This window comes from Corynebacterium sp. 22-2729, assembly GCF_053479475.1.
The window spans coordinates 206,567-233,027 of sequence record NZ_JBRBCA010000002.1; the positions used below are offsets into that span (position 1 = coordinate 206,567).

At 58.4% G+C, this 26,461-nt stretch carries 21 protein-coding genes and 1 tRNA gene; 8 read left to right on the plus strand and 14 right to left on the minus strand.

Going from position 1 to position 26,461, the window contains the following annotated elements; translation table 11 throughout:
- Nucleotides 1–25 precede the first annotated feature (25 nt).
- Nucleotides 26–331, minus strand: coding sequence for an ATP-dependent Clp protease adapter ClpS (gene clpS / locus ACUY2T_RS02450; protein ID WP_011273166.1), 306 nt, complete (start codon nucleotides 329–331; stop codon nucleotides 26–28).
- A gap of 63 nt (nucleotides 332–394) precedes the next feature.
- Here clpS and ACUY2T_RS02455 point away from each other — a divergent pair, with 63 nt between their 5' ends.
- Nucleotides 395–1,738, plus strand: a complete 1,344-nt coding sequence (locus tag ACUY2T_RS02455) for a nicotinate phosphoribosyltransferase (protein WP_293791861.1) — start codon at nucleotides 395–397, stop codon at nucleotides 1,736–1,738.
- An 8-nt stretch (nucleotides 1,739–1,746) separates the two neighbouring features.
- On the plus strand, nucleotides 1,747–3,810 hold the full coding sequence (locus ACUY2T_RS02460) for an ATP-dependent DNA helicase (RefSeq protein ID WP_448307424.1): 2,064 nt from the start codon (nucleotides 1,747–1,749) through the stop codon (nucleotides 3,808–3,810).
- Between the two features lie 34 nt (nucleotides 3,811–3,844).
- Here ACUY2T_RS02460 and ACUY2T_RS02465 read toward each other — a convergent pair whose 3' ends face one another.
- Nucleotides 3,845–5,158 (minus strand): hypothetical protein, encoded by a 1,314-nt coding sequence (locus ACUY2T_RS02465; RefSeq protein ID WP_448307425.1) that lies wholly within the window; start codon nucleotides 5,156–5,158, stop codon nucleotides 3,845–3,847.
- Between the two features lie 321 nt (nucleotides 5,159–5,479).
- On the opposite strand from ACUY2T_RS02465, the gene ACUY2T_RS02470 reads away from it, so the two are divergent.
- The 3 genes from ACUY2T_RS02470 (at nucleotide 5,480) to ACUY2T_RS02480 (ending at nucleotide 10,990) form a co-directional block, all read left to right on the plus strand.
- Nucleotides 5,480–7,351: a dynamin family protein gene (locus ACUY2T_RS02470; protein ID WP_293791866.1), complete on the plus strand. Its 1,872-nt coding sequence runs from the start codon at nucleotides 5,480–5,482 to the stop codon at nucleotides 7,349–7,351.
- Nucleotides 7,352–7,364: 13 nt separating this feature from the next.
- Nucleotides 7,365–8,837: a GTPase gene (locus ACUY2T_RS02475; protein ID WP_293791867.1), complete on the plus strand. Its 1,473-nt coding sequence runs from the start codon at nucleotides 7,365–7,367 to the stop codon at nucleotides 8,835–8,837.
- Between the two features lie 71 nt (nucleotides 8,838–8,908).
- Nucleotides 8,909–10,990 (plus strand): Hsp70 family protein, encoded by a 2,082-nt coding sequence (locus tag ACUY2T_RS02480; protein ID WP_448307428.1) that lies wholly within the window; start codon nucleotides 8,909–8,911, stop codon nucleotides 10,988–10,990.
- A gap of 114 nt (nucleotides 10,991–11,104) precedes the next feature.
- Here ACUY2T_RS02480 and ACUY2T_RS02485 read toward each other — a convergent pair whose 3' ends face one another.
- Both ACUY2T_RS02485 and ACUY2T_RS02490 read right to left on the minus strand, forming a co-directional pair.
- Nucleotides 11,105–11,677 (minus strand): RNA polymerase sigma factor, encoded by a 573-nt coding sequence (locus ACUY2T_RS02485; RefSeq protein WP_293791869.1) that lies wholly within the window; start codon nucleotides 11,675–11,677, stop codon nucleotides 11,105–11,107.
- Nucleotides 11,678–11,689: 12 nt separating this feature from the next.
- A complete protein-coding gene (locus tag ACUY2T_RS02490; RefSeq protein WP_448307430.1) occupies nucleotides 11,690–12,241 on the minus strand; it encodes a hypothetical protein in 552 nt (183 codons plus the stop codon).
- Nucleotides 12,242–12,562: 321 nt separating this feature from the next.
- Between ACUY2T_RS02490 and ACUY2T_RS02495 the strand changes: the two genes are divergently transcribed.
- A complete protein-coding gene (locus ACUY2T_RS02495; RefSeq protein WP_448307432.1) occupies nucleotides 12,563–14,140 on the plus strand; it encodes an AMP-binding protein in 1,578 nt (525 codons plus the stop codon).
- Here ACUY2T_RS02495 and serB read toward each other — a convergent pair.
- From serB to nrdF, 3 genes are all read right to left on the minus strand, one after another.
- A complete protein-coding gene (serB, locus tag ACUY2T_RS02500) occupies nucleotides 14,137–15,501 on the minus strand; it encodes a phosphoserine phosphatase SerB (RefSeq protein WP_293791872.1) in 1,365 nt (454 codons plus the stop codon). The two genes, ACUY2T_RS02495 and serB, sit on opposite strands and share 4 nt — an antisense overlap.
- 504 nt (nucleotides 15,502–16,005) lie before the next feature.
- Nucleotides 16,006–17,703, minus strand: coding sequence for an aa3-type cytochrome oxidase subunit I (ctaD, locus tag ACUY2T_RS02505; RefSeq protein ID WP_293791874.1), 1,698 nt, complete (start codon nucleotides 17,701–17,703; stop codon nucleotides 16,006–16,008).
- 248 nt (nucleotides 17,704–17,951) lie between these two features.
- Nucleotides 17,952–18,947 carry a class 1b ribonucleoside-diphosphate reductase subunit beta gene (gene nrdF, locus ACUY2T_RS02510; protein WP_034975901.1) on the minus strand — a complete coding sequence of 332 codons (996 nt, stop codon included), beginning with the start codon at nucleotides 18,945–18,947 and terminating at the stop codon, nucleotides 17,952–17,954.
- A 342-nt stretch (nucleotides 18,948–19,289) separates the two neighbouring features.
- Between nrdF and ACUY2T_RS02515 the strand changes: the two genes are divergently transcribed.
- On the plus strand, nucleotides 19,290–19,778 hold the full coding sequence (locus ACUY2T_RS02515; RefSeq protein ID WP_011273156.1) for a ferritin: 489 nt from the start codon (nucleotides 19,290–19,292) through the stop codon (nucleotides 19,776–19,778).
- Nucleotides 19,779–19,899: 121 nt separating this feature from the next.
- On the opposite strand, the gene nrdE is transcribed toward ACUY2T_RS02515, so the two are convergent.
- The 4 genes from nrdE to ykgO form a co-directional block, all read right to left on the minus strand.
- Nucleotides 19,900–22,062, minus strand: a complete 2,163-nt coding sequence (gene nrdE / locus ACUY2T_RS02520; protein WP_448307435.1) for a class 1b ribonucleoside-diphosphate reductase subunit alpha — start codon at nucleotides 22,060–22,062, stop codon at nucleotides 19,900–19,902.
- A gap of 139 nt (nucleotides 22,063–22,201) precedes the next feature.
- Nucleotides 22,202–22,645 (minus strand): class Ib ribonucleoside-diphosphate reductase assembly flavoprotein NrdI, encoded by a 444-nt coding sequence (gene nrdI, locus ACUY2T_RS02525; RefSeq protein ID WP_448307437.1) that lies wholly within the window; start codon nucleotides 22,643–22,645, stop codon nucleotides 22,202–22,204.
- An 89-nt stretch (nucleotides 22,646–22,734) separates the two neighbouring features.
- The gene (gene nrdH, locus ACUY2T_RS02530) at nucleotides 22,735–22,965 is read right to left on the minus strand and encodes a glutaredoxin-like protein NrdH (protein ID WP_034984644.1); all 231 of its coding nucleotides are present in this window, start codon (nucleotides 22,963–22,965) and stop codon (nucleotides 22,735–22,737) included.
- 466 nt (nucleotides 22,966–23,431) lie between these two features.
- Nucleotides 23,432–23,554 (minus strand): type B 50S ribosomal protein L36, encoded by a 123-nt coding sequence (ykgO, locus tag ACUY2T_RS02535; protein ID WP_005511141.1) that lies wholly within the window; start codon nucleotides 23,552–23,554, stop codon nucleotides 23,432–23,434.
- 161 nt (nucleotides 23,555–23,715) lie between these two features.
- Here ykgO and nadE point away from each other — a divergent pair, with 161 nt between their 5' ends.
- Entirely contained in the window at nucleotides 23,716–24,636 is a 921-nt protein-coding gene (gene nadE, locus ACUY2T_RS02540) for an ammonia-dependent NAD(+) synthetase (protein WP_448307439.1), read from the plus strand.
- Here nadE and ACUY2T_RS02545 read toward each other — a convergent pair whose 3' ends face one another.
- The 3 genes from ACUY2T_RS02545 to ACUY2T_RS02555 all read right to left on the minus strand — a co-directional run bounded on the left by ACUY2T_RS02545 (nucleotide 24,637) and on the right by ACUY2T_RS02555 (nucleotide 26,374).
- A complete protein-coding gene (locus ACUY2T_RS02545; protein WP_293791907.1) occupies nucleotides 24,637–25,206 on the minus strand; it encodes a vitamin K epoxide reductase family protein in 570 nt (189 codons plus the stop codon). It abuts the gene before it with no gap.
- 230 nt (nucleotides 25,207–25,436) lie between these two features.
- Nucleotides 25,437–25,509 (minus strand) — tRNA-Ala (locus ACUY2T_RS02550).
- A gap of 118 nt (nucleotides 25,510–25,627) precedes the next feature.
- Nucleotides 25,628–26,374, minus strand: a complete 747-nt coding sequence (locus ACUY2T_RS02555) for a DsbA family protein (RefSeq protein ID WP_408924706.1) — start codon at nucleotides 26,372–26,374, stop codon at nucleotides 25,628–25,630.
- Nucleotides 26,375–26,461 lie beyond the last annotated feature (87 nt).

Sequence of the window (26,461 nt, forward strand, 5' to 3'; positions counted from 1 at the left end):
GTTCTTCCTTCTTTCTTTGTGACGCCTACCCGTCCGCCCGCTGCATCGTCGCCCACAGCCCGGCGGTCTGCAGTTTCTTTACGTCCCCCTCAACCTTGTCCCGTTCACCGGAGCTCACCACGGCTTTCCCCTCGGTGTGCACCTGCATCATCAGCTCGGTGGCACGCTTGCGCGAATAGCCCAGCACCGTCTGGAAGACATAGGTCACATAGCTCATCAGGTTCACCGGATCGTCCCAACAAATGCACATCCACGGCAGGTTGGGCTCCGTTAGTGTCTCAGGCAATTTGTCCGCTACGGGCGTAGCGGCGGGAGCAGCTGGAGAAGTCATAGTTCCCAGAGTACCCACATTGGTCATCTTCGCTGCCGGGTCCGTGGACAAGCGTGGACTAGCATGGAGCGGGTGAACGATAACACCACAGAAACCACGGGGTCCCGCACCCGCTCCTCCGCGCTTCTGACGGACAAGTACGAATTGACCATGCTCGAGGCGGCCATCCTCGATGGCACGGTGAACCGCAGCTGTACCTTCGAGGTCTTCACCCGACGCCTACCCAACGAGCGTCGCTATGGCGTGATCGCAGGTACCGCTCGCGTTCTCAGCGCGGTACGCGACTTCGTGTTCACCGACCAACAGTTGGATCGAATTGACTTCCTACGGGACGAAACCCTGGAGTATCTGCGTAATTTCCGGTTTTCCGGCCACATTGATGGCTACCGGGAAGGCGAATTGTACTTCCCACACTCCCCTGTACTGACGGTGCGCGGAACGTTCGGCGAATGCGTGATCCTGGAAACGGTAATCCTATCCATCCTGAATATGGACTCCGCTGTCGCAAGTGCCGCTGCCCGCATGGTCACCGCCGCGGGCGAGCGTCCGATTATCGACATGGGCGCCCGTCGTACCCACGAATACGCAGCGGTCACCTCCGCGCGTGCTGCTTACCTGGCTGGCTTTGTGGCGACCTCAAACATGGAGGCTGCGCAGCGTTATGGCATCCCTGCCTCCGGCACTGCGGCGCACGCGTGGACCCTGCTGCACACTCGCCCTGACGGAACGCCAGACGAACTTTCCGCCTTTAAAGCGCAGGTCGCTGCACTCGGCACCGACACCACCCTGCTGATAGATACCTATGACATCACCCAAGGCGTGGACAACGCCATCGCCGCAGCCGGCACCGAGCTCGGCGCCGTGCGCATCGATTCCGGTGATCTCGGTGTGCTTACCCGGCGCGTGCGCCGCCAGCTAGATTCGCTTGGAGCAACTAACACCAAGATCGTTGTGTCCTCCGACATGGATGAGTTCTCCATTGCCGCGCTGCGCAGCGAGCCTGTGGATTCCTTTGGCGTCGGCACCTCGGTGGTTACGGGATCCGGTGCACCGACCGCTGGATTGGTCTACAAGCTTGTGGAGGTCGACGGAGTGCCCGTCGCCAAGCGCTCTCGCGGCAAGGCCAGCCTGGGCGGGGCGAAGGACGCTGCACGTTTTAGCCGCCCGTCCGGCACCGCTGTGGAGGAAGTCACCTTCCCCATGGGTAGCGATCTGCCCCAAGCCGATGGACTTAACAGCACCCAATTAACCATCCCGATGGTTCGCGATGGCGAGCTGGTGGAAGGGCTGCACACCTTGGAAGAGTCCCGCGCCCACTGCGCCCAGCAGCTCGTGTCTCTGCCGTGGGAAGGCCTTGCTCTCACCCGTGACGAGCCCGCCCTGCAGGTACGCCACATCAAGGCTTAAAGGTTCGCATGACCTCCAACGTCCTCGACCTGCTGAGCCTCGCCGTCGCCGACCTCGGCGGGGCTCCGCGCCCCGGACAGCAGAAAATGGCCACCGCCGTAGCCGATGCGATAGACAAGGAACACCACCTTGCGGTGCAGGCCGGCACCGGTACCGGTAAGTCCCTGGCCTATCTGATCCCCAGCATCGCCGCGGCCATGGATTCCGCGTACCCCGTTATCGTCTCCACCGCGACGATCGCTCTGCAGCGCCAGCTCGTGGAACGTGACCTGCCACGCCTGGCTAAGGCTCTCGAACCGGAGCTTCCCCGCCCCTTGGAGTTCGCTATTCAAAAAGGGCGTGGCAACTACTTGTGCCTCAACAAGGTTTCCAATGCACAGACCGATAGCGGCGTGGAGGAAGCCGAAGAATCCCTGCTGGATCGCTCGCAGCTCTCCGCCACCGGTGCGCAGGTCGCCCGCCTGCACGAATGGGCAGGAGAAACTGAAGATGGCGACCGCGATAACCTTCCCCAAGGCGTGAGCGACCGTGCTTGGCGCCAGGTCAGTGTCTCCTCCCGCGAATGCCTCGGTGCTACTCGCTGTCCCTTTGGAGAACAGTGCTTTGCTGAGCGCGCCCGGAATCGCGCCGCAGACGCCGACATCGTCGTCACCAACCACGCCTTGCTGGCGATTGACGCTCTTGTGGACGCCCCCGTGTTGCCTGATCACGACACCGTCATCGTGGACGAAGCCCACGAACTAGAAGACCGTATTACCTCCGTCGCCACAGCGGAACTCTCCCCCACCTCCATCGCCGTGCTGGCGAAGCGCGCTGCGAAGTTGACAGTGTCCGGTGCCGATGCCGCAGGGGATGCCCTGGCCGAAGCAGGTGACAGGTGGACTGAGGCGCTTAAAACGGAGACGGCGGCGTCCAAAAGCAACGACCGTTTCGGCACGGGCATCGAGGGGCGCTGGACGGGGGTGCCGGAGAACCTACAGGTGCCGCTCGCAGCCCTGCGAGATGCGGCATGGAAAACGAACCGACAGGTCAGCGGCATTCCCGCATCCGAGTTTGCGAATGATTCGCAAAAGGCCGCCGAACGGCTGGCGGTGATTGTGGCGACCGAGGAACTCAACGATACGTGCGTGCGGATCCTCAATGCCTCTCGCGTCGGCGAGGGTACTGATGATCCCCAGGGCGAGGACAGCACGACCGCTGAGGATCTCCTCGGCGAAGACGTGGTCTGGTACACAGCTGATTCCGGCACGCATGGTCCAAAGCATGTGGTGCGCGTTGCCCCGCTGAGCGTAGCGGACCTGCTGCGCCAACGACTTTTTGGCCGCAACACGGTAATCCTCACTTCGGCCACGCTGGCTCTGGGAGGAAAGTTCACATCCATGCTGGCTCGCTGGGGACTTCCCAAGAACACCGCCACGCTAGATGCCGGCACGCCCTTTGATGCCCGCACCCACGGCATTCTCTACGTCGCCCGGCATCTGCCACCACCGGGGCGCGACGGCGCCAGCGATGCCTCCGTAGACGAAGCCGCCCAGCTCATCAACGCCGCGGGCGGACGCACCCTGGGGCTTTTCAGCTCCAGGCGCGCTGCCGAAGACATGGCCGACCAGCTGCGCACGGTGGTACCCTACGACATCCTGCTGCAAGGTGAGGATTCGATGTCCACGTTGGTGGAGAAATTCCGCAAGAACCAGTCAGCGTGCCTCTTCGGCACTCTAGGGCTGTGGCAGGGTGTGGATGTACCGGGCAAGTCGCTTTCCCTTGTACTCATCGACCGCATCCCCTTCCCCCGACCCGACGATCCACTTCAGCAGGCTCGGCAAGAAGCTGCCGACCAACGCGGTGGCAGCGGCTTTATGGAGGTTGCCGCGAACCACGCAGCTCTGCTCATGGCTCAGGGCGCTGGCCGACTGCTGCGCTCGGTCGACGATCGCGGTGTGGTAGCAGTGCTGGATCAGCGCCTGGAAACAAAACGCTACGGCAGCTACATACGCCGTTCCATGCCAGATTTTTGGTACACGACAAAAGGCGACACAGTGCGGGGTGCACTGCGCCGCCTTGTTGCGGACTAACTGGCTGGCGCCAGCTACTTCCTCAGGCTAGGTCTTAGGCCAGGTCTGCGCTGTCGTCGCCAGCTGGAGCCGGCTGGTCTGCGCCACCGCCGAGCAGGTCATCGATGGTCGGTGCAACGTCCTCGGTGTATACGTCCTCGGAGGACTCGTATACGCCATCGTTGTCGTAGTCGTGAACCTTGGAGTCGCCGATGCCGTCGAAGTCGTTGTCCAGCAGAGCCTCGTCGGTCAAGCCGTCGTTGTCGATGTCCTCGTGCGCCTGGTCGACCCGACCGTCGGCATTGGTGTCTAGGTAGACAGTGTCACCCTGGTCGTCGCCGTCGGTGTCCAGTTCAACAGTGTCGATCTTGCCGTCGTTGTCGCTGTCGTAGGTAATGCCGTCAGAGAGGCCGTCGCCATCCAGGTCTACGTACTCCCCGCCGTCCGGAGCGGTTTCGCCTGCGCCGGTGGACTGCAGGTTGGAGCTACCAGCTGCACCTGCAGCGTCTGCCGGTGCGTCGCCCTCGGAGGCCTCCTTCGGTGCTTCTTCCTTAGGGGCATCTTCCTTCGGTGCCTCTTCCTTCGGTGCCTCTTCCTTCGGCGCCTCTTCCTTCGGCGCCTCTTCCTTCGGTGCCTCTTCCTTCGGAGCAGCAGCTGCATCCGGTGCTGCCGCCGCTTCCGGAGCTGCACCCTGCGCTTGCGTCTGACCAGCCGGCGCGCCGGCGCCACCCGTGGAGTTCCAGATGTCGTCGCCTACGGCCTTCTGTGCTGCGGTCGGAGCACCCTCACCGTAGGAGCCGTCGATGATGCCATTCTCGTCAGAGTCATACTCAGAGTAGTCGGAGATCCCGTCGCCGTCGGTATCGTAACCAACGCTGTCAACCTTGCCGTCGCTGTCGTAGTCGTAAGCAGTGACGTCGTATTCTCCGTCGGCGTTGGTGTCAAACTTCACGTTGTCGGTCGCACCGTCGCTGTCGTAGTCGGTTGCCTTGGTGTCCATCATGCCGTCGTTGGTGGTGTCCGATTCCACGTGGTCGACCACGCCGTCACCGTCAATGTCCTGGTAGACCGTGTCGACGATACCGTCCTGGTCGTAGTCCATCTCCGCGCGGTCGGTCACCTTGTCGCCGTCCTTGTCGTAGACCGTGCCATCCGGGCGACCGTCGCCGTTGATGTCTACCTGGTAGGTGTCCTTCTCGCCGTCACCGTTGGTGTCCTGTGCACCGACGATGTTGCCCTCAACCATGTTGCCGTTAGCGTCCAGTACGTCCCAGCGGCCCAGGGAGTGCTCCGCGCTGCCAGCGTTGCCGGGGGTGGTCATGCCGTTGTTGTTGCCGGTGTTGCCGTTGTTCAGGTTCTCGTTGGACATTGTGTGTGTTTCCTTTCAGTATCTGTAGCCGGGTGCGTGGCTTGCAGTGTTGCTCTTAGTATCCTTCAGGCTCTTTCTCGCTGCCTGTCGGTTATTGAATGGCCAACCCCCAGCAGATGTTCCTTGGGGGTATTTGTTCTGGACGCCCCCTCACCCCAAATCCACTGTTATCCCTGGTATTAGGGCATTTCCGCCAATTGAATCCGAAACGTAATTTCGGGGGTAATAACAAACAACCCGAACCTTGCAGATTCCCGAAGCCATAGTTTGTCGGCATACTAGAATGGCATTTGCACACCAAGCAGAAAGGCGATTATTACCGTGACCCCCACCTTGAACGCGTCGGGCCGCTCACCTCAGGCCAGCGTCGAACGCGGGGCCACCATCGCCAGAAAATACAAGATGCACGATGTTGCGGATCGTGTACAAAGACTCGTCAATGCGAAGTACCGCACCTCAGCCGTCGTTATCATCGGCGAGGTCAAGCGTGGCAAATCCTCCCTCGTCAATGCCCTGGTTGGCAGGCGTGATTTACTTCCGGTGGACGTCATTACCACGACCAGCGCCCCGATTCGCATTCACACGGAACCCGACCAAGGTGACGACCAACCAGTGCTGGCACGTCTTGTACGCGGCACGAAACATGATCCGATTGACCCATCTGAACTGAAGAATTGGGTGACCCAGGAGGCAGTTGATGCCATCAACCAAGCTCCGAAGGACAGTAAGGAAGTAGCCTCTCTTCCGAGTGCCGCTGAGCTGCTGGTTCCCTACTCTGGTCTGGGCAAAGTGACAATCATTGATACCCCTGGCGTAGGCGGACTCGATGAGCATGCGGTGGCAGCCTCCCTCACTGAAGCCCGCAACGCCGGCGTGTTGCTTATGGTTTGCGATGCGTCCACTCCGATCACCGCACCAGAAATGGATATCTTGCGCCGTGCACGCGAGCAGGTCGGAAGCGTCATCGTTGCAGTCACCAAGACGGACAAAAATGTTCGCCGCTGGCGTTCCATCGTCGCCGATGACCAACGCCTTATCGCCGAGCACTTGGGGCTGGACATCCCAGTCATTGGTGTGTCTTCGTTGCGGGCATTGGACGCGGTGGAATTGGCGTCACCAGAAAAAAGAAGAGAGATCGAACGCCGGTGCGGCATTGCTGAGCTGCGTCAACAGATCATCGATCATGTGAACTCGCCGGGCAACCTCGGAACCGTGACCGCGCTGGAGATCACCAAGTCCACGATGCAGACGATCACGACGGACATCCAGCGCGACATCAAGCTATACGACAAAACAAGCGACGCCGTCGGGGAGCTCGAGGTGGAAAAGCGCAGACTGGAAGCTTTCCGCGACTCCACCAGCGAGTGGGAGCAGCTTTTCATGCGCGATATTCAGCTGAGCCGCAACAAGGTTTCCGCTGGAATGGACGCGGCACTGACGGATGTGAAGACGCGTTGGACAAACCGCATTAACTCCGAAGGAATGCGCGTTTTGCGCAGTAAACCGCAGGTATTTACCAGCCAAATTGAGATCGAGCTGCGGCAAATCATGGAGCGAACCGTGATGTCGATGGTCGGCGAGGTTCTGGCGCGCGCCAACCAATTGTTCCAAGGCCGCCAGGACATGGTGGACCAGGTGCAGCAGCAAATCTTCGCCGCGATGGCTCCGCCGCAGTCGCTGAGCCATGATGTGGAAAAGAAGACCACGGGGTTGGTGGATCCCTCAATGCTGACCATGGGTCTGGTGGGTGCGGGTGCACTGACGGTGGTTATCCCCTTCGCACCAGTTGCCGCGGCTGCCTGGATCGGCGTGAACATGGGCTATCGCGCGATGCGCAACGGTAAGCAGTATCTGCTGTCTTGGTTGCGCGAGACCATCGCGACGACTCGCACGTCCATCAACCGCATGATCGACATCACCATTACCACGGGCAGGACGGAGATCTTGCTGCGTCATCGTTCCGCCATCCGACACGAGCAGCGCAACCTGCAGGGCAAGATCGAATCCGCCCAAAAGATCGCCCGCGAGTCCGAAGCCCAGCGCAAACAGACAATCTCCCGGTTGAAAAAGAACCTGGATATCGTCAATCAGACCATTAGCGAGCTGGACGAGCATCTGGAAACTCTGAAGGCACGGTCGGGCTCCCGAATTGCTCAACAAGGCGTACCGGTATCAGCACCAGCCAGAATGTAAGGAGGGGACGTAGATGACCCAGGAGAATCAGATTCGGTCGGCCTCTGCGCACCTGAGCCAGCGTGTGTCCGACCTGACCCTGCTGCTAACGCAGGCGGTGGATGCCTTAGCCGGCGGTTCACCGGATCTCGCCGCCCGCGCCAATGAGCTGCGCCTCATGGTTACGCGCCCGCCGCGAGTAGCCATTGTTGGTCGTTTGAAGTCCGGCAAGTCCACACTGGTTAATGCACTTACCGAGAATCTCATTGCCGCCACCGGTGCCCTGGAATGCACCATGGCTGTCAGCATGTATCACAGCGGCGCGCCCGCCCGCGCCGAGATTCACACTGTCGACGGGCAGGTTCTCCGCGTACCGCTCAACAACGGTCCGTTGAACGCCCTTGGGGTACCGCTTAACCAAGTCGACTATATTGACCAGTTTCTGCCCAACCGACGGCTAGAAGAACTCACCCTGATCGATACGCCTGGTACTGCCACCCTGACGGTAGAAAACGAAGAACGCACGCGACGCGTTCTCGTCGACGGGCAGCAGGATACGCGCCGCGCAAGTGGTTGGGCCGACTGCCTTGTCTTTTTGTCGGACTCCGCGCCGCGCGAAGACGAAAAGCAGTTCCTTTCCCAGTTGGGTATGACGCCCCTTAATACAGTGGGCATCCTTTCCCGTGCGGATTCTTTCGGCTCCGGTGCTTTCGGCCCTATCGATCCGCTGCAGCACGCGCGCCAGCACGCCGACAGTATTCAAAAGAAGCTGGTGAGCACGGTGCAGCGCACCATTCCGCTCTCGGGTCTGATGGCCGAATCGGCACTGACGGGCAAGGTCACTGGCGAAGTGGCTCGACAGCTGAGCATGTTGGCGCATTTGGATCGAGAAGGGCTGCTTGACCTTTTAGAGGCCGAAGATCCGTCCCAGATCGTGCCGAATTTCACGGCAACTACCCGCGACAATCTCCTGGACGTCATGGGTGAATACGGTGTGTTTGCTGGGCGCAGCATCGCCGCCGAGGGCGGAGCGCCTGCACTTGTGAACTGGATGGTAGAAACTTCCGGTGTGTCGGAGCTCGTGCACCTCCTCACCGGCGACATCACCTACTTCGCTGTACTTCAGCGCGCAGCAAGAATGCTGGATGTGTTGGACGACCTGGCCTCCAACCACCCAGACCTCCAGCACGTGCGGTGGGTGCAGTCGGTGACCCTGGCTCAGCCGGGAATGCACTTCGTCATGCTGTACCGCAGCTACCGCAATACGTATGCAACCACCCCTGATTCGCGCCTTCTTCCGCTGCTTCGAGCCGCAGTGACAGCCGGCCACCCCGCCGAAACCGTGAGATTGCCTCGCGAAACGCCGATCGAGCAAGTCCGTGATGCAATTGAAAATCAAATCGCGGAACTCCAGCAAATGTCCATGTCTCCGCTGTCTGCGGCGGAAGACGAGGCGCGCGAACGTCTGCTGGGTTCTTTCCAATCGGCATTACAAGCAACACATTAAGCGCCAGATAAGGCGTTACAGTGTAAGCTACTTATGCCTTAAAAACATGTAATTCAGGAGCTGTACTTTTCATGACCAACGCATGGCACCTGGCAATCGACTTCGGAACCTCGAATACGGCTGCCGCGCACCAAAGCCCGATGGGTCGAGACATCACTGCCCTCGCGTTGACGCACCGCTCCAACATTATGCCTTCTGCGGTGTTTCTCGATTCCTCGACCGGCGCCCATGCCGCCAACGATGGCGAACCGAAACTGCTTAATGGTGACTCCGCCCTGGCTCGTGGCCGTCGTGATCCCTCGCGCCTGCTCCTCAGCCCGAAGCGCTACATCGACCACGACGAGATACAGCTCGCAGCTCGCGATCTCCCACTAACGAAGGTTGTGGGCTCCGTGCTGGGTGCCGTACTCCGCTCCGGCAAGGCTCAGCATGCCAACCAGGATCCCGCGACGGTCACCCTTACTCACCCGGAGGCCTGGTCTGCGCACTCCGTAGATCAGCTGAAGCGAAGTGCCGTCGCCGCAGGTATTCCGGAACAGAACCTGCGCGTGCTTTCCGAGCCGCGCGCTGCTGCTATCCACTACGCCTCGCAACAGTCCGTCTCGCCAGGCTCGCACGTCGCAGTGTTTGACTTCGGTGGCGGCACCTTGGACATTGCAGTGCTGCAGGCGAAGCAGGACGGCAACTTCGAGGTCGTGGCGGCCAAGGGCGATAACAGCCTCGGCGGCCGCACAATCGACAACCTGATGTACCGCTGGGTTCTGGATCAGCTGGAACACGATGACCCGGATCTGGCTGACTACGTGCGCTCCTCCCCGATCACCACGGTGCATGCACTGGAATCCAGTATTCGCGAGGCCAAGGAGATCCTGTCAGATACCTCCTCCGCAACGATCAGCGTTTCTACTCCCCACGGGGAAACCGACTTGCTGATCACCCGCGACGAGTTCAACGGCATCATTGAGCAATCCATTATGCGTTGCGTCGAGTTGACCCGTGCTGCTCTGACCCAAGCGGGCGTCGATTCCACGAAGACCCCGATTTACATGACCGGCGGATCGTCGCGTATTCCATTTGTTCAGGATCGGCTGGGTGAAGTCGGCACGGTCATGACGCTCGACGACCCGAAGACCGTGGTGAGCCGCGGCGCACTGGCTGCGACGCTGCGTGGGTTTACCGGTGGCGCTCCGGCTCAAGGCATGCGCCCGGGTGGTTCCGCTGGACATACCAGCGCTGCCAATGCAGGTGCCGGTGCCGGTGCTGCGGCAGCTGCTGCACGCCCCGGCCAGCCTGATCCGGCAACTTCTTCCGGCATGTCCCGCCCATATCAGAACCCGACTCAGAGTCCGAATAGCGGTTCTCACCAAGGCACGTCCAACGCGACGCAATCGTTCAGCCGTCCGCCGCAGACCGCGGCTTTCGCTCCAAGTTCGGTCAATTCCTACGGCTCTAGCAACTTCGCCGGTTCTCATACTTCCGCTAGCGCAGTGAAATCGAAGAAGTCCAACACTCCAGTGGTGGTCACGGCGTGCCTGGCAATCCTCGCAGTGGTCGTGGCCGTAGGATTCGTCGTTTTCAGCAGTGGTGGCAATGATGGAAACGGAAGTGGTGACGACGGAGGAAATCCGCCCTTTACTGAGGCCAGCCCTTACACCCCAACGAGTACGCCGTACGAGTCGGACTCTTACAAGCCACTGAGTTCCCTCCTGCCCGATGTTAAAGACTATATGCCGACAGGCTTCTACAACCGCCTCACTAGCTGCGATACCAAGGCTAAAAAGCCCTTCTCCCTCAGTGATGCGTTCGAATCCATGGATACGGAGATGTATTCTTGCCTCCCCGAGAGTAGTTCTGTCAAGGATCACTCTTCCGAGTCGATGTACACCGGCTTTAAGTACATTCAAACTGGTGACGATGGTCAGAAGGTCTACGACCACGCCCAGAGCTCAACATTAAAGGGCAAGACTCTGCAGCAAGCAGGCAATGGCTGGCCTGAAATCATCTATTATTCCGGTGGCAAATACTCGATTCCCGATGCCCTCGCTTGGTACCCGGAGAAAAAGGCAGCCATCGTGATCCATGGGCAGCTCGATCAAACCGAGGATCAAACCAAGGAAATGCTGAAGTTCTTCAACCTCATGCCACAGGGCTAGCCGTTTCCACGAACTAGAGCCCCACAACGCCGAGCACGTGTTCAGCGTTGTGGGGCTATTACTTTCTTGAGGGGAACGTAAAGGGGACTTGGTGAGTCGAGGAGGCCGCCCTACCTATGCGCTAGTGACGCCAGCCTCCACCAATGCCGCCTTTAGCTTCGCACGGGCACGGTTAATGCGTGATTTGACCGTTTGAATCGGAATCCCCTGGTGGGCAGCAATGTCCTGGTAGCTCATGCCGGTGTATTCCCGCAGCACGATGACTTCACGGAAATCATCCGGCAACTGAGCTAGCGCCTCTCGAACAACCATTGCAGAGGTCACCTGAGACCCCACCTCCGGGGTCAGAGCGACCTCATCCGCACCTGCGTCTTCCTCCGGCACATCCCGGCGCGAGCGGACGATCTGCAGCGCTGCATTAGAGGCAATGCGGTACGCCCACGTGGAGAACCGCGCGCGTCCATCAAACTTCTCAATGTTCTTCCACGCTGAAGTCAAAGCGTTTTGCAGGGCATCTTCTGCGTCAGCGCGATTGCCCGTAATGGACAAGCAAACAGAAAACATCCTCCCCCAAGCCTGGCGCGCCAGGCGCGCAAAAGCCTGCTGGTCACCCTCATGGGCTTTGGCCAGCAGGTCGCGCTCCTCGTCGCGGGTGAGTTCTTGCCTTACGGTGTTGCTAGTCGACAATTCCGCCACCCCTTACATTCCGCTGAGGTCGGTCAGATCGTCGGGGTGATCGTCCCCATAATGATCGCTGTATGCATCATCAAGGTCACCATCCAGGCCGTCGCCCAGATCGTTGAGATCCTCCAGATCGTCCGTGGCAGCCGGATCATCCGGGGTCTCCTGACTTTCCGTGCCAGCGGTCAGATCGTCTGGAAGTTCATCGCCAGTATCGGGGTTACTATCCGAAGCCTCACTGGGGAGATCGTCCACCGAGGTGGCGTCATCCAAAGTCGAAGAAGAACCGTCGAGATCCGTAAGGTCAACTTCGTCAGAAGCATCCTCCGCGGGGAAGGAATCCAAATCGGGGATGAGATCCCCCTCTGGCATCTCGGTATTCGGGTCGACAGCCACGTCAAACATTTGGTTAAACATGTCGTCGAGCTCCTGTTCCGAAAAACCGGATCCCGAGCCTAGCTGAGCGTCGTTGCCGAAAAGCTCCTCCAGGGAGGGCAGAATTGGGGTGTCTGCCTCGGCGCCAGCGGATGGGCCAACCATGTGTCCTCCGTTATCGATCGAGTCGCTCATCGTTCACCTCCTTTCCACCAACAACAGCGAAACAACAAGACTGCACTGAAGCTGGTCATGCAGGTAGCAGAAAACCGCTTCAGGACAGCTATGTAATGCATGCGGCAGGCAGAAGGTTCCCGCGAGCAATAAAAGAACTGCTTTAAAAGATTATGCACCATGTTGCACATAGTTCAACAGGAAAACCTTGATGACCAGCTGGTTGGTTTAACACCAACCCAAACGTTAGACAACCAAAACCAAAGAAGTGACGCCGGTAACAGCATACGGCGACTAGAGTGGGGAGGAAGAACAACCGCGTACGGATAGGAGCCCGCCGCAATGCCCATTAAGAGCGACCGCCCAGACATCGAACTCAGCCCGCTGGGGCTCTACGATTACATCTTCGGCAACCTCTCCACCGAGGAGGAAGACCGGGTCGCCGTCATCGACATTGCCGATGGCTCCGAAACGACGTTTGCCCAGCTGCAGAACTACATTGAGTCCACGGCGGGCTGGCTAGCCAGCAAGGGCATCAAAAAGGGAGACGTAGTAGCGCTACACCTTCCCAACTCCTTGAACTTTATCGTCGCAGCGTACGGCCTGTGGCGCATTGGTGCAGTTCCTTCTCCCCTATCTCTGCTTTCTACGCCGGAAAGCGTGACGGAGCAGGTGAAGGACTCTGGCGCGAAGATGCTGCTCACCGTTGCCGCGCTTGGTGACGCCTCGGCTCAGGGGGCTAAGGATGCAGGAATCGAGGAGGACAACATCGTCTTCCTGGATACATCGAAGGGCATGCAACAGATTATGGCGGAGCGCCGCACGGCTCCCGCGGTGGAGATTAACCCGGATGAGGATCTGGCAGTACTCCCCTACTCCTCTGGTACCACCGGGTTGCCAAAGGGAGTGCGTTTGATGCACCGTCAGTTGGTTGCGAACGTACAGCAGGGGCAAGACATTCACCTTGTGCGCCCGGAGGACAAGGTTTACGCCGTGCTGCCGTTCTTCCACATCTACGGTCTGACCGCTCTGGTGAACCTGGCATTGGCGCAGCGCGCCACGCTGGTCGTTGTACCGCGCTTCGAGCTACAGAGCTTCCTGGAGCACCACCAGAAGTTCGGGGTAACGTTTACTCTGATCGCGCCGCCTATTGCAGTCCAGCTGGCCAAGCACCCCATGGTGGATAACTACGACCTTTCTCAAATGCGCAGCTTCTTTAGCGGAGCTGCGACATTGGATGAGGAACTGGCCTTGGCGTTGGAAAAGCGCCTGGGCATCCATGTGCAGCAGGGCTATGGCATGACTGAGACTTCACCGCTGGCACATGCCAACGTATCCAAGGACATTAACCGTGGTTCCATCGGCAAGCCTTGCGCAAACACGGAAAGCAAGCTGGTGAATCCGGAAACCCTGGAAGAGATCCCGCTGCCCGCGGAGGGTGTCTCCGAGGTCGGTGAGCTCTGGGTTCGCGGCCCGCAGATTATGGCCGGATACCTGAACAAGCCGGAGGAAACCGCAGCCGCGCTACCGGGCGACGGTTGGCTGCGCACTGGCGATCTGGCTAACTCCGATCCAGAGGGCAACGTCCATATTGTGGATCGCTTGAAGGAGCTGATCAAGTACAAGGGCTACCAAGTTCCGCCCGCAGAGCTAGAGTCCGTACTGTTGAGCCACCCCGAGATCGCCGATGCCGCCGTCGTCGGCGTACATCGCGCTTCAGATGGTGAAGAGCTGCCGAAGGCATTCGTTGTTGCCCAGCGAGGATCTGCACTCAACGAGCAGCAGGTAATGGATTTCGTTGCGGAGCGCGTGGCTCCCTACAAGAAGATTCGCATTGTGGAATTCGTGCAGGGAATCCCCAAGTCCTCCACCGGTAAGATCCTTCGCCGCGAGCTCCGCGAGCGCGACGGCGTCAATTAATCTTCGACGATAGGTACGCGGCGGTAAGTACCGTCGCGTAGATCCGCATCCTCGATTTCGTGGCGGGAAATCCCCAGGATGAACAGCACCTGATCGAGGAAGGGGTAGTTCACCGAGGTATCGGCGATCTCCTTGAGCGCTGGCTTTGCATTGAACGCAATGCCCAGACCCGCGGTAGACAGCATGTCAATGTCGTTGGCACCATCGCCTACGGCGACGGTCTGGTTCAACTTAATTCCGTTGGACCAAGCAAATTCCTTCAGGCTCTCAGCCTTGGCCTGGCGGTCGATCACAGGGCCGATGACCCGACCAGTAAGCTTGCCATCAATAATTTCAAGGGTGTTGGCGCGGGCGAAGTCCAGGTCCAACTCGCGTGCCAGTGGTTCGATGACCTGGATAAAACCACCGGAAACCACACCCGTTTTGTACCCCAAGCGCTTCAAGGTGCGGATAGTCGTGCGGGCACCGGGGGTCAGCTGAATGTCACGTGCTACTTTCTCCACCACTGAGGCTTCCAAACCGGCCAGTGCCTTGACGCGCTCGTGGAGGGATTCAGCGAAGTCTAACTCGCCACGCATGGCGCGTTCTGTGACCGCGGCAACCTCCGCTTCGCGGCCTGCGTAGGCGGCCAGCATCTCAATGACTTCGTGCTGAATAAGGGTCGAATCAACATCGAAGCAGATGAGGCGTTTGGCGCGGCGGGACAACCCCGCGCGCTCGATAGCGATATCCACTCCTACCTCCGTCGTGAGCGTTGCAAGTGCCTTGCGCAGGGGCACACCGCCACCGGGTGCTGGGTTGGCGACTGTAAGGCTCAGCTCCAGCCCAGTGACTGGGTAGTCGGCAATACCGGTAATCGTGTCGATGTTCGCACCGTAGTCAGCCAGAGTTTGGCCGATGCGGGAAATATGAGTCGCAGTCAGCGGACGTCCCAGCACGACCATCACGTGCGTCGAGTGCGGGCGCGTGCTCGACAGATTATCGTCGGCTTCGACGCTGACTCGCATTCCATAGGATGCGAGAGTTTCCTCCAGCCCTTCGCCGAGAGGCTCTAGGTCTTCTTGTCCGACGCCCACTAGCGCCGCCAGCGATAGCTTTCCTCGGAAGACTGACTGTTCAATGTCGAGGAGTTGAACCCCGTAGGAGGATAGTACGCGGAAGAAGGCCGCGGATACGCCCGGCCGATCGGGCCCGGTGACCGTGATGACACTGGGAGCTAAGCCTTCCTGCAGGGTGTCCTCCAGGGCGATCTCGAAGTGCGGATCGTCGGCGAGTGCAGCGCGCGAGGCGGCCTGGGACGACGTGGACGACTGCTGATTGGCGGGAGAGTTGGAGTTGCTGGCGTTATTTGAGGTAGTCACGGGCTATATTGTCCCACTTCCCTACGAGAAGTGATAACTGAACCTGAACAGCTCACCATTTCACGCTCCCCACCTTCAAACTCGCAGTAGTTTCGGCGTCTTTTTTGTAGCGATGTGGAAGGCGCGATCTTGGAGGTCTTAGGCCCCACCACAATCACCACGATTCAGCACCATAATGTCGCTGAATCGGGAATCTGCCCGCGCAAGATCACGCGTGGCAAAAATCGAAAGCGTTTGACCTGCCCTTTTGTTTATTGTTCTCCATTTTCATTTAGCAAGTTCTCAATCTAACGACATTCTTCATCTAAGTCATGGAGCTTCCGAGGGCTTTCACTAAACCTGCGGACATACGAAAATCCACACCCTGCGTAGTTAGGGTGTGGATTCAGTGTGCGACTTCCAGAGGAGGAAGCGGTATTGCAGCCTCTACCTGCTCGGCCGCCAGGGACCTAGCGACTGCGCTGGGCAGTCGCAGAGGTGAGGTGGCGTCACCAGACTGTGCATTTAGAAGTGGCGACCGACATGAGCCTCGTCGCGCATACGCTTAACCATGTGCGGGTGGTGCAACTCGAACGCCGGACGCTCGGAGCGGATACGAGGCATGGAGGTGAAGTTGTGGCGCGGGGGCGGGCAGGAGGTTGCCCACTCCAGGGAGTTGCCGTAGCCCCACGGATCGTCCACGGTAACGACCTCGCCGTAGCGGTAGGACTTGAACACGTTCCACAGGAACGGGATCATCGAGATCGCCAGGATGCAGGCACCCACGGTGGAGACCTGGTTCAGGGTCGTGAAACCATCGGTCGGCAGGTAGTCAGCGTAACGACGCGGCATACCCATGTTGCCCAGCCAGTGCTGAATCAAGAACGTGGTGTGGAAGCCGATGGTGACCAGCCAGAAGTGGATCTTGCCCAGCTTCTCGTCCAGCATGCGCCCGGTCATCTTCGGGAACCAGAAGTAAACGCCTGCGAAGGAAGCGTAGGTCACGGTACCGAACAGGGTGTAGTGGAAGTGAGCGACCACGAAGTAGGAGTCCGAAACGTGGAAGTCCAGCGCCGGGGAGGCCAGCATAACACCGGTCAGACCACCGAACAGGAAGGTGGCGAAGAAGCCAATGGCGAAGACCATCGGGGTCTCGAAGGTCAGGCGACCCTTCCACATGGTGCCCAGCCAGTTGAAGAACTTCATACCGGTCGGCACACCGATCAGGAACGTCATGAAGGAGAAGAACGGCAGCAGCACGGCGCCGGTCACGAACATGTGGTGTGCCCACACAGCCATGGACAGTGCAGCAATCGACAGGGTTGCGAACACCAGGCCAACGTAGCCGAACATCGGCTTGCGGGAGAACACCGGGAAAACCTCAGACACGATACCGAAGAACGGCAGTGCCAGGACGTACACCTCAGGGTGACCGAAGAACCAGAAGAGGTGCTGCCACAGAATAGCGCCACCGTTGCCGGCGTCGTAGATGTGGCCACCCAGCTTGCGGTCGTAGAACACACCAAGTGCAGCTGCAGTCAGGAGCGGGAAGATCAGCAGAACCAGCAGAGAGGTAACGAAGATGTTCCAGGTGAAGATCGGCATGCGGAACATGGTCATACCCGGTGCGCGGAGGCACAGGATGGTGGTGATCATGTTCACGGCGGAGGCGATGGTACCGATACCACCGACGCCGACACCCAGGATCCACAGTTCAGAGCCCACACCCGGAGAGTGCGTAACGTCTGCCAGCGGCATGTACATCGTCCAACCGAAGTCTGCTGCACCACCCGGAGTCAGGAAGCCGAGCAGCATCACGACACCACCAGCGGTGGTCATCCAGAAGCCGAAGGCGTTCAGACGGGGGAAAGCCACGTCAGGGGCGCCGATCTGTAGCGGCATGATGTAGTTCGCGAAACCGAACACCATCGGAGAGCCGTACAGCAGCAGCATGATCGTGCCGTGCATCGTGAACAGCTGGTTGAACTGCTCGTTGGACAGGAATTGCTGACCCGGCTCGAAGAGCTCAATACGGATCAACAGGGCCATCAAGCCACCAATCATGAAGAAGGTGAAGGACATGATTAGGTACATGATGCCCAGGAGCTTGTGGTCGGTCGTGGTCAGCATCTTCCATGCGAGGTTGCCACGTGGCACCTCACCGAAAGGCGCAGGCCGAGCCGGGGAAACCTCATGGCTTTCCCTTGGCGCTACTGCGGTCATATTCTTCCTCCTGACTACGCGTGACCTGCCTTTATTCACCTGCAAGCTCTAGCTAACTCACAGGATCCTTCAGGCAAGCCACCCAAAAGAATGTTTCGTCTGCACCGTTCCCGCGTGGTCGATTTCGTCAATAACCGACCAGAACGGACACAGAATGTTTACATAGTATCCCGTTACTGCGATTTTCAATAGCCCGGGACGAGGCCAAAGCAGCAGAACCCACGTTTTCGGGGGTGCTGCCTCGCTGTTTAGAAGTCCCAATCGTCGTCGACCGTATTCTCGGCCTTACCTATTACATAAGAGGAACCAGAACCGGAGAAGAAGTCGTGGTTCTCGTCGCCACCCGGGTTCAGAGCCGAGAGGATCGCCGGAGACACACGAGTCTCGTCCGCCGGGAACAGCCCTTCGTAGCCCAGGTTGTTCAGCGCCTTGTTTGCGTTGTAGCGCAAGAAGCGCTTGACGTCCTCTGTCCAGCCGAGATCGTCATAAAGATCCTCGGTGTACTGTGCCTCGTTGTCGTACAACTCCAGCAGTAGGTCGAAGGTGTGCTCCTTCAACTCTTCCTGGCGCTCCGGGGTCTCCTTCTCCAGAGCGCGCTGGTACTTGTAGCCAATGTAGTAACCGTGCACAGACTCATCGCGAATGATCAGGCGGATAATGTCTGCGGTGTTGGTCAGCTTCGCGTGCGAGGACCAGTACATCGGAAGGTAGAAACCGGAGTAGAAGAGGAAGCTCTCCAGCAGCACAGAGGCAATCTTCTTCTTCATCGGATCGTCGCCCTCATAGAAGTCGAGAATGATCTTTGCCTTGTTTTGCAGCTTCTCGTTCTCTTCGGACCAACGGAAGGCGTCGTTAATCTCAGGCGTAGAGGCCAGCGTCATAAAGATAGAGGAATAAGACTTCGCGTGAACGCTCTCCATAAAGGAAATATTCGTAAAGACGGCTTCCTCGTGTGGAGTGGCAGCATCCTCGATCAGCTTTACTGCACCAACTGTGCCCTGAATCGTATCCAGCATGGTCAGGCCGGTGAACACACGCATGGTGGCCTGCTTCTCCATGTCATTTAGTGTGGACCAGCTGGGGACGTCGTTGGACAGTGGCACCTTTTCGGGCAGCCAGAAGTTGGCAGTGAGGCGATCCCACACCTCCAGGTCCTTGTCATCTGGGATGCTGTTCCAGTTGATGGCGGATACCGGATCGCCGTCGACGCGGTGTACGGGAGTGTGGGGTGCGTGCGCACTCATCGCTTACGTGTCTCCTTCTCACAGAACGTGCTGATTTTCTTGCTGTCCCTCAGCTTGTGCACTTCGCCCCATCGTACCCCGTTTCCGCGACGCGCCTACCCCTCGGCCACCACCCCCATTTTGGGGGGTCTTTCTTAATGACGCCCTCAGCGCGCGCTGGAGCCGATTTCAGCCCAGAGCTGTGGGCGTCACTACCTAAAGAGCACGTCAGGATTGGTTTACAGGGCAACCTAAGTAAAGACAGCCTCACCGACTATACAATAGGCTCTGACCTGCATTGATAATATAAGGGTAGCCTGCGTTTGCTAGCCGATTGGATAAACCCTGAGTACGGTGAGCTGCATGGAAATCAACGAGAAGTTTCAGAAGCAATTGAACGAACAGGTCACCGCCGAGCACCAGGCTGCGCTGGTTTACACCCAGCTGGCTTATGAGCTGGACCGCCTCTCCTTCGACGGCATGAGCAGCTGGATGCAGGCACAGGCCGATGAGGAGCGCGAGCACGCTCAGAAGTTCGCACAGCACCTGCTGGACCGCGACGCGCGCGTGGACATCGAGACTGTTGAGATGCCTTCCCTGAAGATCTCCACCCCGCTGGATGCCTTCGAGGCTTCCCTCGAGCACGAGCGTAAGGTCTCCGCACTGATCCGCGATCTGGTGAAGACCGCCGACGAGGTTGGCGACATTGACTCCCGCAACCTGCTGAACTTCTTCCTGGAGGAGCAGATCGAGGAGGAAGCTACAGTAAGCAACATCATCGACCGCATCAAGCTGGTGGGCAACGATGGTTCCGGCCTGCTGCGCATCGACGCAGAGCTGGGCAACCGCTAGCAACCATTAACAAGGCCACTCAACGGCCAATAACAAAAGCCGACTGGGATTCCTCCCAGTCGGCTTTTTCATGCTCGGTGGAGGCCGCCCTCCACCTAGAGCAGGCCGCTCCCCTCCCCACTTAGAGCATGCAGCTCACGCAGCCCTCAACCTCGGTGCCGGTCAAGGCCGTCTGGCGGAGGCGGATGTAGTAGATCGTCTTGATCCCCTTGCGCCACGCATAGATCTGCGCACGGTTGATGTCGCGCGTGGTGGCGGTGTCCTTGAAGAACAGGGTCAGCGATAGGCCCTGATCCACGTACTTCGTCGCGACTGCGTAAGTGTCGATGATCTTTTCGTAGCCGATCTCGTACGCGTCCTCGTAGTACTCCAGGTTGTCGTTCGTCATGTACGGAGCTGGGTAGTACACGCGACCGATCTTGCCTTCCTTACGAATTTCGATCTTGGAGGCGATCGGGTGAATCGAGGATGTGGAGTTGTTGATGTAGGAGATGGAACCCGTCGGCGGAATGGCCTGCAGGTTTCGATTGTACAGGCCGTGAACCTGCACATCGTCCTTCAGCTGTTGCCAGTCCTGCGCGGTTGGGACCTGGATGCTGGAGTTGCCGATGATTTGGCGGATGCGCTCCGTCTTCGGCGCGAACTCCGCCGGATCGTAGTGGTCGAAGAACTCGCCGCTGGCGTAATCGGAGTTTTCGAAGTTGTGGAACTTCTCGCCACGCTCCTGGGCGATCTTGTTGGATGCCTTCAGAGCTTCGTACATCACTGCTGCGAAGTATGCATTGGTGAAGTCCAGAGCTTCTTCTGAACCGTAGTGGATGTGCTCGCGCCCCAGGAAGCCATGCAGGTTCATCTGTCCCAGGCCAATGGCGTGGGAGTTGTCGTTACCCTGGCGAACCGAAGGAACCGAGTCGATGGAGGTTTGATCTGCCACTGCGGTCAGGCCGCGAATCGCGGTCTCGATGGTCTTAGAGAAGTCCGCAGAGTCCATGACCTTCGCGATGTTCATGGAGCCCAGGTTGCAGGAGATGTCATCGCCGATGGTCTTGTACGTCAGATCAGCGTTGAACTCCGATGGGGTCGAAACCTGCAGAATTTCGGAGCACAGGTTGGAGTGCGTGATACGACCTTCGATCGGGTTGGCCTTGTTCACCGTGTCCTCAAACATGATGTACGGGTAGCCCGACTCGAACTGGATCTCCGCCAGCGTTTGGAAGAACGCGCGCGCATTGATCTTGGACTTACGGATGCGCGGATCCTCCACCATCTCCTCGTAGTGCTCGGTGATGGAGACATCGGCAAATGGCTTGCCGTAGACGCGTTCAACGTCGTACGGGCTGAACAGATACATGTCGTCATTGCGCTTGGCCAGCTCAAAGGTGATATCCGGGATGACCACTCCCAGAGAGAGCGTCTTAATACGGATCTTTTCATCCGCATTCTCGCGCTTGGTGTCCAGGAAGCGCAGGATATCCGGGTGGTGTGCGTGGAGATATACTGCGCCGGCACCCTGACGGGCACCCAGCTGGTTGGCGTAGCTAAAGGCATCTTCCAGCAGCTTCATCACGGGGATCACACCGGAGGATTGGTTCTCGATGTGCTTAATCGGCGCACCGGCCTCGCGCACATTCGACAGCAACAGTGCTACGCCACCGCCGCGCTTGGATAGTTGCAGCGCGGAGTTAATGGATCGGCCAATCGACTCCATGTTGTCCTCAATGCGCAGGAGGAAGCAGGACACCGGCTCCCCGCGCTGCTTCTTGCCAATGTTGAGGAAGGTGGGCGTTGCAGGCTGGAAGCGACCGTCCATGATCTCGTCGACGAGGTTCGACGCCAACTCGGTATCCCCTGCTGCTAGCCCCAGTGCGACCATGCATACGCGGTCTTCGAAACGTTCCAAGTAGCGGCGTCCGTCGAAGGTTTTCAGCGTATAGGAGGTGTAGTACTTGTACGCGCCCAGGAAGGACTGGAAGCGGAATTTCTTGGCATAAGCCTGCTTAAACAGGGACTTTACGAAACTGAACTCGTACTGATTCAACACCGCAGGATCGTAGTACTCGTTGTCCACGAGGTACTTGATCTTCTCTTCCAAGTCGTGGAAGTACACAGTGTTCTGATTCACGTGCTGCAGGAAGTACTGGTTAGCAGCCTCACGATCCTTGTCGAACTGGATCTCTCCCGCGTCGTTGTACAGGTTCAACATTGCGTTCAGAGCGTGATAATCCAGCTGCTCCCGCTGGTCAACGGGCTCCTGGACGGTCTTTCCAATCTCGGTGCCAGTCATGTGTTTTGTGTTCTCCTCAAAAACTCGCGCTAAGAAAGTCTATTCGCGCCTATGTATTCGTTTCGATTCTAATCAGTGCCCCGGACATGCGCGGGGCGGATGCGGAGCTCTTACTCCGCTGGCTTTTCAACCCGCTGTGTCAGCTTGCTAACTCCCAGCGTCCTTCGTTTCGCAAAGAAGCCTCGAACTCCGCCAAGCCTGCACGCACCCTTTGGACGTCCTCCTCGGTTCCCATCAGTTCAAAGCGATATAGATAGGGAACTTGGCACTTGGCGGAGATCACCTCCCCGGCCTTTCCGAAGTCAGCTCCGAAGTTGATGTTGCCGGAGGCGATCACGCCGCGCAGCCACTTACGGTTTTGCTCCACATTGAGGAACTTGATCACCTGTTTCGGCACTGGGCGCGAAAACTCTCCTGTCATCCCTGCTCCCCCGCCATACGTTGGCAATATCAGGACATGTGGTTGGTCGACCAGCAAGGGGGCGTCGCTACGCTTAAGCGGAATGCGACTAGAAGGTAGACCGAGCTTCCGTACAAAGCGGTGAGTGTTCTCTGTCGTGGAGGAAAAATACGTGATCAGCATTGAGCCTCATCCTAAACAGCAATGCACATAGTCAGTGGTGCGCTAAAAAGAGCCTCCACCGGAGATGGTGAAGGCAATTGGCGCGCAGATTAGGCAGCCTCTGCGGTCAGGGTGCGAATGCGATCGGGGCGGAAGCCGGACCAGTGATCTTCGCCAGCAACAACCACAGGTGCCTGCAGGTGGCCCAGCGCCATGACGTAGTCGCGAGCTTCATCGTCGAGGCTGATGTCCACGAGTTCGTAATCAAGACCGGCCTTGTCGAGAGCCTTCTTGGTGGCGTTGCACTGAACACATGCGGGCTTGGTGTAGACGGTGATCATGGTGGCTGTCATTCTCCTGAATACTTCAAAAATACTTCGGATTGTTCGGCCCGGCGACAATGATTTCTATGGGCGCTATCGGTGTAGGTTTTCGTCAGTGTACGTCTGGCGGGGCTTATGTACCGCGCCTCTCGTTGACTTGCTTAAGACTACACATCACAAGCGTGTAAGACAACCGCAAAAACACAACATTTTGGGTCGCAATTAATCACTGAACACTACATCTAGTAGTTACAAGTTGAGTATTCGCAGGTGGTAGATTTTCCCACCACTACATCTAGCCACATGAAAAACATGCATGTAATTTCAAAGCAAGGATTACGCCAAACAGAGAAGCCATCTGTGAGCTGGCAAAAGCCCCTCAAGCCATGTCTTTGCCGCCCCCAAGCAATAAAAATCCCCCGCCTCACGCAACAGTGCGCGAGCACTGAAACGAAAAGACGGGGGAAGGTGGAACCCTCTGGCTTTAGCCCTGGCGAGCCTTGAAGCGAGGTTCCTTCTTGTTGATCACGTAGACCTTACCGCGGCGACGAACGACCTGAGCGCCCGGCTTGTTCTTCAGCGACCGAAGGGACTTGCGGACCTTCATCGGGCGCTCCTTTCCTCATCGACTTTCTTTACATCGCCAGGCAACGCAGGCTAAAAACCCGCTTATGCCGCCCGGCACAAACACAAACGATGAGTCTACCCACCGACTCACTCAAAACCAAATAGGTGCATAAGCTGACGGACGGTCTAGCATCGGAAGGCATGAGCCCTTCACCTGAAAAGTCCACCGGCATCCCCAGCCCCTCCCACACCGCGAATGCGCGCCCTCTGCACGCGCGCATTGTCGAAGAACTGGGGGTTCGCTCCACTATCGACCCGGCCGCTGAAGTGGAACGTCGTGTGCAGTTCATCGCCAACTATCTGCAGGCCACACGCACCCGAACCCTAGTGCTGGGCATCTCCGGCGGCCAGGACTCCACGCTCGCAGGCAAGCTATGCCAGTTAGCATGTGATCGCCTCAATGAACAGGCCGCCAAGGACCAAGCTGCCGATCAGCCATACCGTTTCTGCGCCGTGCGCCTGCCCTATGGAGTCCAGGCAGACGAGGACGACGCACAGATTGCGCTGGAGTTTATCGCACCGAGTATGGGCGTCACCGTCAACATTAAGGGTGCCACTGACGAAGCAGCGCGAGCAACGAGCGAGGCCCTCGGCATTTCGCACGTCAGCGACTTCAACAAGGGCAATATTAAGGCGCGCGAGCGCATGATCGCACAATATGCGCTCGCCGGCGAACTCGGCGGATTGGTTGTAGGCACAGATCATGCAGCAGAGGCAATCACGGGGTTCTACACCAAACACGGCGACGGTGCGGCAGACCTCATGCCACTGGCGGGACTCACGAAGCGACAGGGCGCAGCCCTACTGCAGCACCTCGGCGCCCCCGATAGCACCTGGCAGAAAGTCCCCACCGCCGACCTGGAAGAAGATCGTCCTGCCCTGCCCGACGAAGAGGCGCTAGGTGTGACGTACACGCAGCTTGACGATTACTTGGAAAGCACCAATGGTGCCGCAGACCTAGATCCGCAGGTCGCTAAGCACATCGAAGGCCTGTGGTTCCGGTCGCGTCACAAGCGGCATCTGCCGGTTGTTCCTCACGACAACTGGTGGCAGGCAGACTAGTTAGAACACGAACTGATCCAGAATCAGTGCGGTGAAGGCTAGGAACCAAGCCACAATTACCAGCAGTGGCATTCCCAGTGCGGAGTGAGGAACGCCCTCCCCCGCTTCACGACGCTGTTCGCGCAGGATGTGCACCAAGGTCATCACAAACATCGGCAGCGTCGCGGCCCACACCGCCATGCAATAAGGGCAAAGCGCGCCGATGGAGTAGATCGCAGCATAGGCCAGCCAGTGCACAAACACCACGCCCAGCGCCAACCCCGCCAGCGTGCAGTACCACATCCAGCGCGGGAGCTTCGCGCCGACGATGAGCATCACGGCCAAGGTCATCATCACCGGAAAACCAATCAGACCGATAAAGGGGTTGGCGAACCCGAACGCAGATGCCTGATCCGAGGCCATCACGTCCGTACACGAGATCACCTCGTTGAAGGTGCAGGCTGGCTTGAAGTCGGGGTTCAGCGCCATCTGCAGCTTGTCGTGCATGATCAAGGCGGAGAAGATCAGCCCGATCGTGGATAGCACCAGGAAGGTAATACCGAAGCGCTTCGTCGCTCCTAGACCGTTCATGAGTTTTCTCTCTGATTGTTTGTGACGCCCACACCTGTCTCGAACCGCATCGTTGCTATGAAGCGGTAGTTGAGACAGCCACAGCGGAGCCCTTTCACCTCGGTAAACTCCCTGAGCTGGGCGATTTCCATTGAGAACAGATTAGCACGCTGTGCGCGCTACTCCCCTTTTCCAGCGGTGACAGATACAACAAAACCCCCGGTCGGTGAAGACCGGGGGTTGGAATCCAGTGGAGCTAACGGGATTCGAACCCGTGACCCCCACACTGCCAGTGTGGTGCGCTACCAGCTGCGCCATAGCCCCGCTGCCTACCAGGCGATTTACTTCTAAATCCCTGTGAAGCGAACGGTGTTAAAGCTACAACACTGGAATTAACTTCTCCAAATCGCCTGGTTGCGCTGGGGTAGCAATCGCTTGAGCGCTATTTGTCTTCCAGCACAGTCGGAACCCAGGAGCCCAGAGTCTCATCCGGATTCATCGGCGGATCGAAGCGCTTGCCATTCTTGTACAGCAGTGGCGAGGAGACGTCACCTTCTCGCTTTTCGACTTCCTTGTCATTCTCGCGGGAGATCTTCGCGCCTTCGTCCTTAACGGACTTGTCACGAATCTTCTCAACCACGCCGCCGTCGACGCCCATCTTGTCTGCAGCGTTAGCCAGTTCGTCCCACTCCCACTGACGGGTAACGGTGGACTGCTCTTCCATCATCAGGCGGTGGAGGTTCCAAAACGCATCCACGTCACCAGTCTTTGCCACTGCCCAGGCGACAGCCGCACCACGGGTGGAAGGACCGGACTCGTCGCCACGATCCAGGAAGTTCAGGAAGCGGAACTTCACCTTCACCTTGCCGTCTTCCAGTGCCTTCTTCACATCGTCGCTAGAGGCGGTCTCCAGCTGCGCGCAGTAGTGGCAGCTGAAATCCTCGAAGACCTCGACGGTCGGCACGTTGTCGCCTGCATTCTCTGCTTCCAGGGTGACGATGCTGTCCTTGGCCGTCATCTTCACCTTTACCTCATCGTTCGGCAGGCTGATGTTATCGACCTTGTGCTTCTGGTTGTTGTACACAATGAAACCAATGGCTACAGCTGCAATGACGAGAATTGCAATGATTCCCCACAGGAAGCCGTTGCCCCCTTTAGATGCATTAGGGGCCTTAATCTTTTGGCTCACCGAGTGTTCCTTTCCGAAATGGTGACGTGTCTACTGCGCATGAGGGTATCGCAAGAGTCTGGCAAAACACTGAATCGACCCCGTGAT

Bases quoted from the DNA above. Each gene is read 5' to 3' on its own strand.
- clpS (WP_011273166.1), bottom strand. From the start codon at position 331: ATGACTTCTCCAGCTGCTCCCGCCGCTACGCCCGTAGCGGACAAATTG.
- ACUY2T_RS02455 (WP_293791861.1), top strand. From the start codon at position 395: ATGGAGCGGGTGAACGATAACACCACAGAAACCACGGGGTCCCGCACC.
- ACUY2T_RS02460 (WP_448307424.1), top strand. From the start codon at position 1,747: ATGACCTCCAACGTCCTCGACCTGCTGAGCCTCGCCGTCGCCGACCTC.
- ACUY2T_RS02465 (WP_448307425.1), bottom strand. From the start codon at position 5,158: ATGTCCAACGAGAACCTGAACAACGGCAACACCGGCAACAACAACGGC.
- ACUY2T_RS02475 (WP_293791867.1), top strand. From the start codon at position 7,365: ATGACCCAGGAGAATCAGATTCGGTCGGCCTCTGCGCACCTGAGCCAG.
- ACUY2T_RS02480 (WP_448307428.1), top strand. From the start codon at position 8,909: ATGACCAACGCATGGCACCTGGCAATCGACTTCGGAACCTCGAATACG.
- ACUY2T_RS02490 (WP_448307430.1), bottom strand. From the start codon at position 12,241: ATGAGCGACTCGATCGATAACGGAGGACACATGGTTGGCCCATCCGCT.
- ACUY2T_RS02495 (WP_448307432.1), top strand. From the start codon at position 12,563: ATGCCCATTAAGAGCGACCGCCCAGACATCGAACTCAGCCCGCTGGGG.
- ctaD (WP_293791874.1), bottom strand. From the start codon at position 17,703: ATGACCGCAGTAGCGCCAAGGGAAAGCCATGAGGTTTCCCCGGCTCGG.
- nrdF (WP_034975901.1), bottom strand. From the start codon at position 18,947: ATGAGTGCGCACGCACCCCACACTCCCGTACACCGCGTCGACGGCGAT.
- ACUY2T_RS02515 (WP_011273156.1), top strand. From the start codon at position 19,290: ATGGAAATCAACGAGAAGTTTCAGAAGCAATTGAACGAACAGGTCACC.
- nrdE (WP_448307435.1), bottom strand. From the start codon at position 22,062: ATGACTGGCACCGAGATTGGAAAGACCGTCCAGGAGCCCGTTGACCAG.
- nrdI (WP_448307437.1), bottom strand. From the start codon at position 22,645: ATGCTGATCACGTATTTTTCCTCCACGACAGAGAACACTCACCGCTTT.
- nrdH (WP_034984644.1), bottom strand. From the start codon at position 22,965: ATGATCACCGTCTACACCAAGCCCGCATGTGTTCAGTGCAACGCCACC.
- ykgO (WP_005511141.1), bottom strand. From the start codon at position 23,554: ATGAAGGTCCGCAAGTCCCTTCGGTCGCTGAAGAACAAGCCGGGCGCT.
- nadE (WP_448307439.1), top strand. From the start codon at position 23,716: ATGAGCCCTTCACCTGAAAAGTCCACCGGCATCCCCAGCCCCTCCCAC.
- ACUY2T_RS02545 (WP_293791907.1), bottom strand. From the start codon at position 25,206: ATGAACGGTCTAGGAGCGACGAAGCGCTTCGGTATTACCTTCCTGGTG.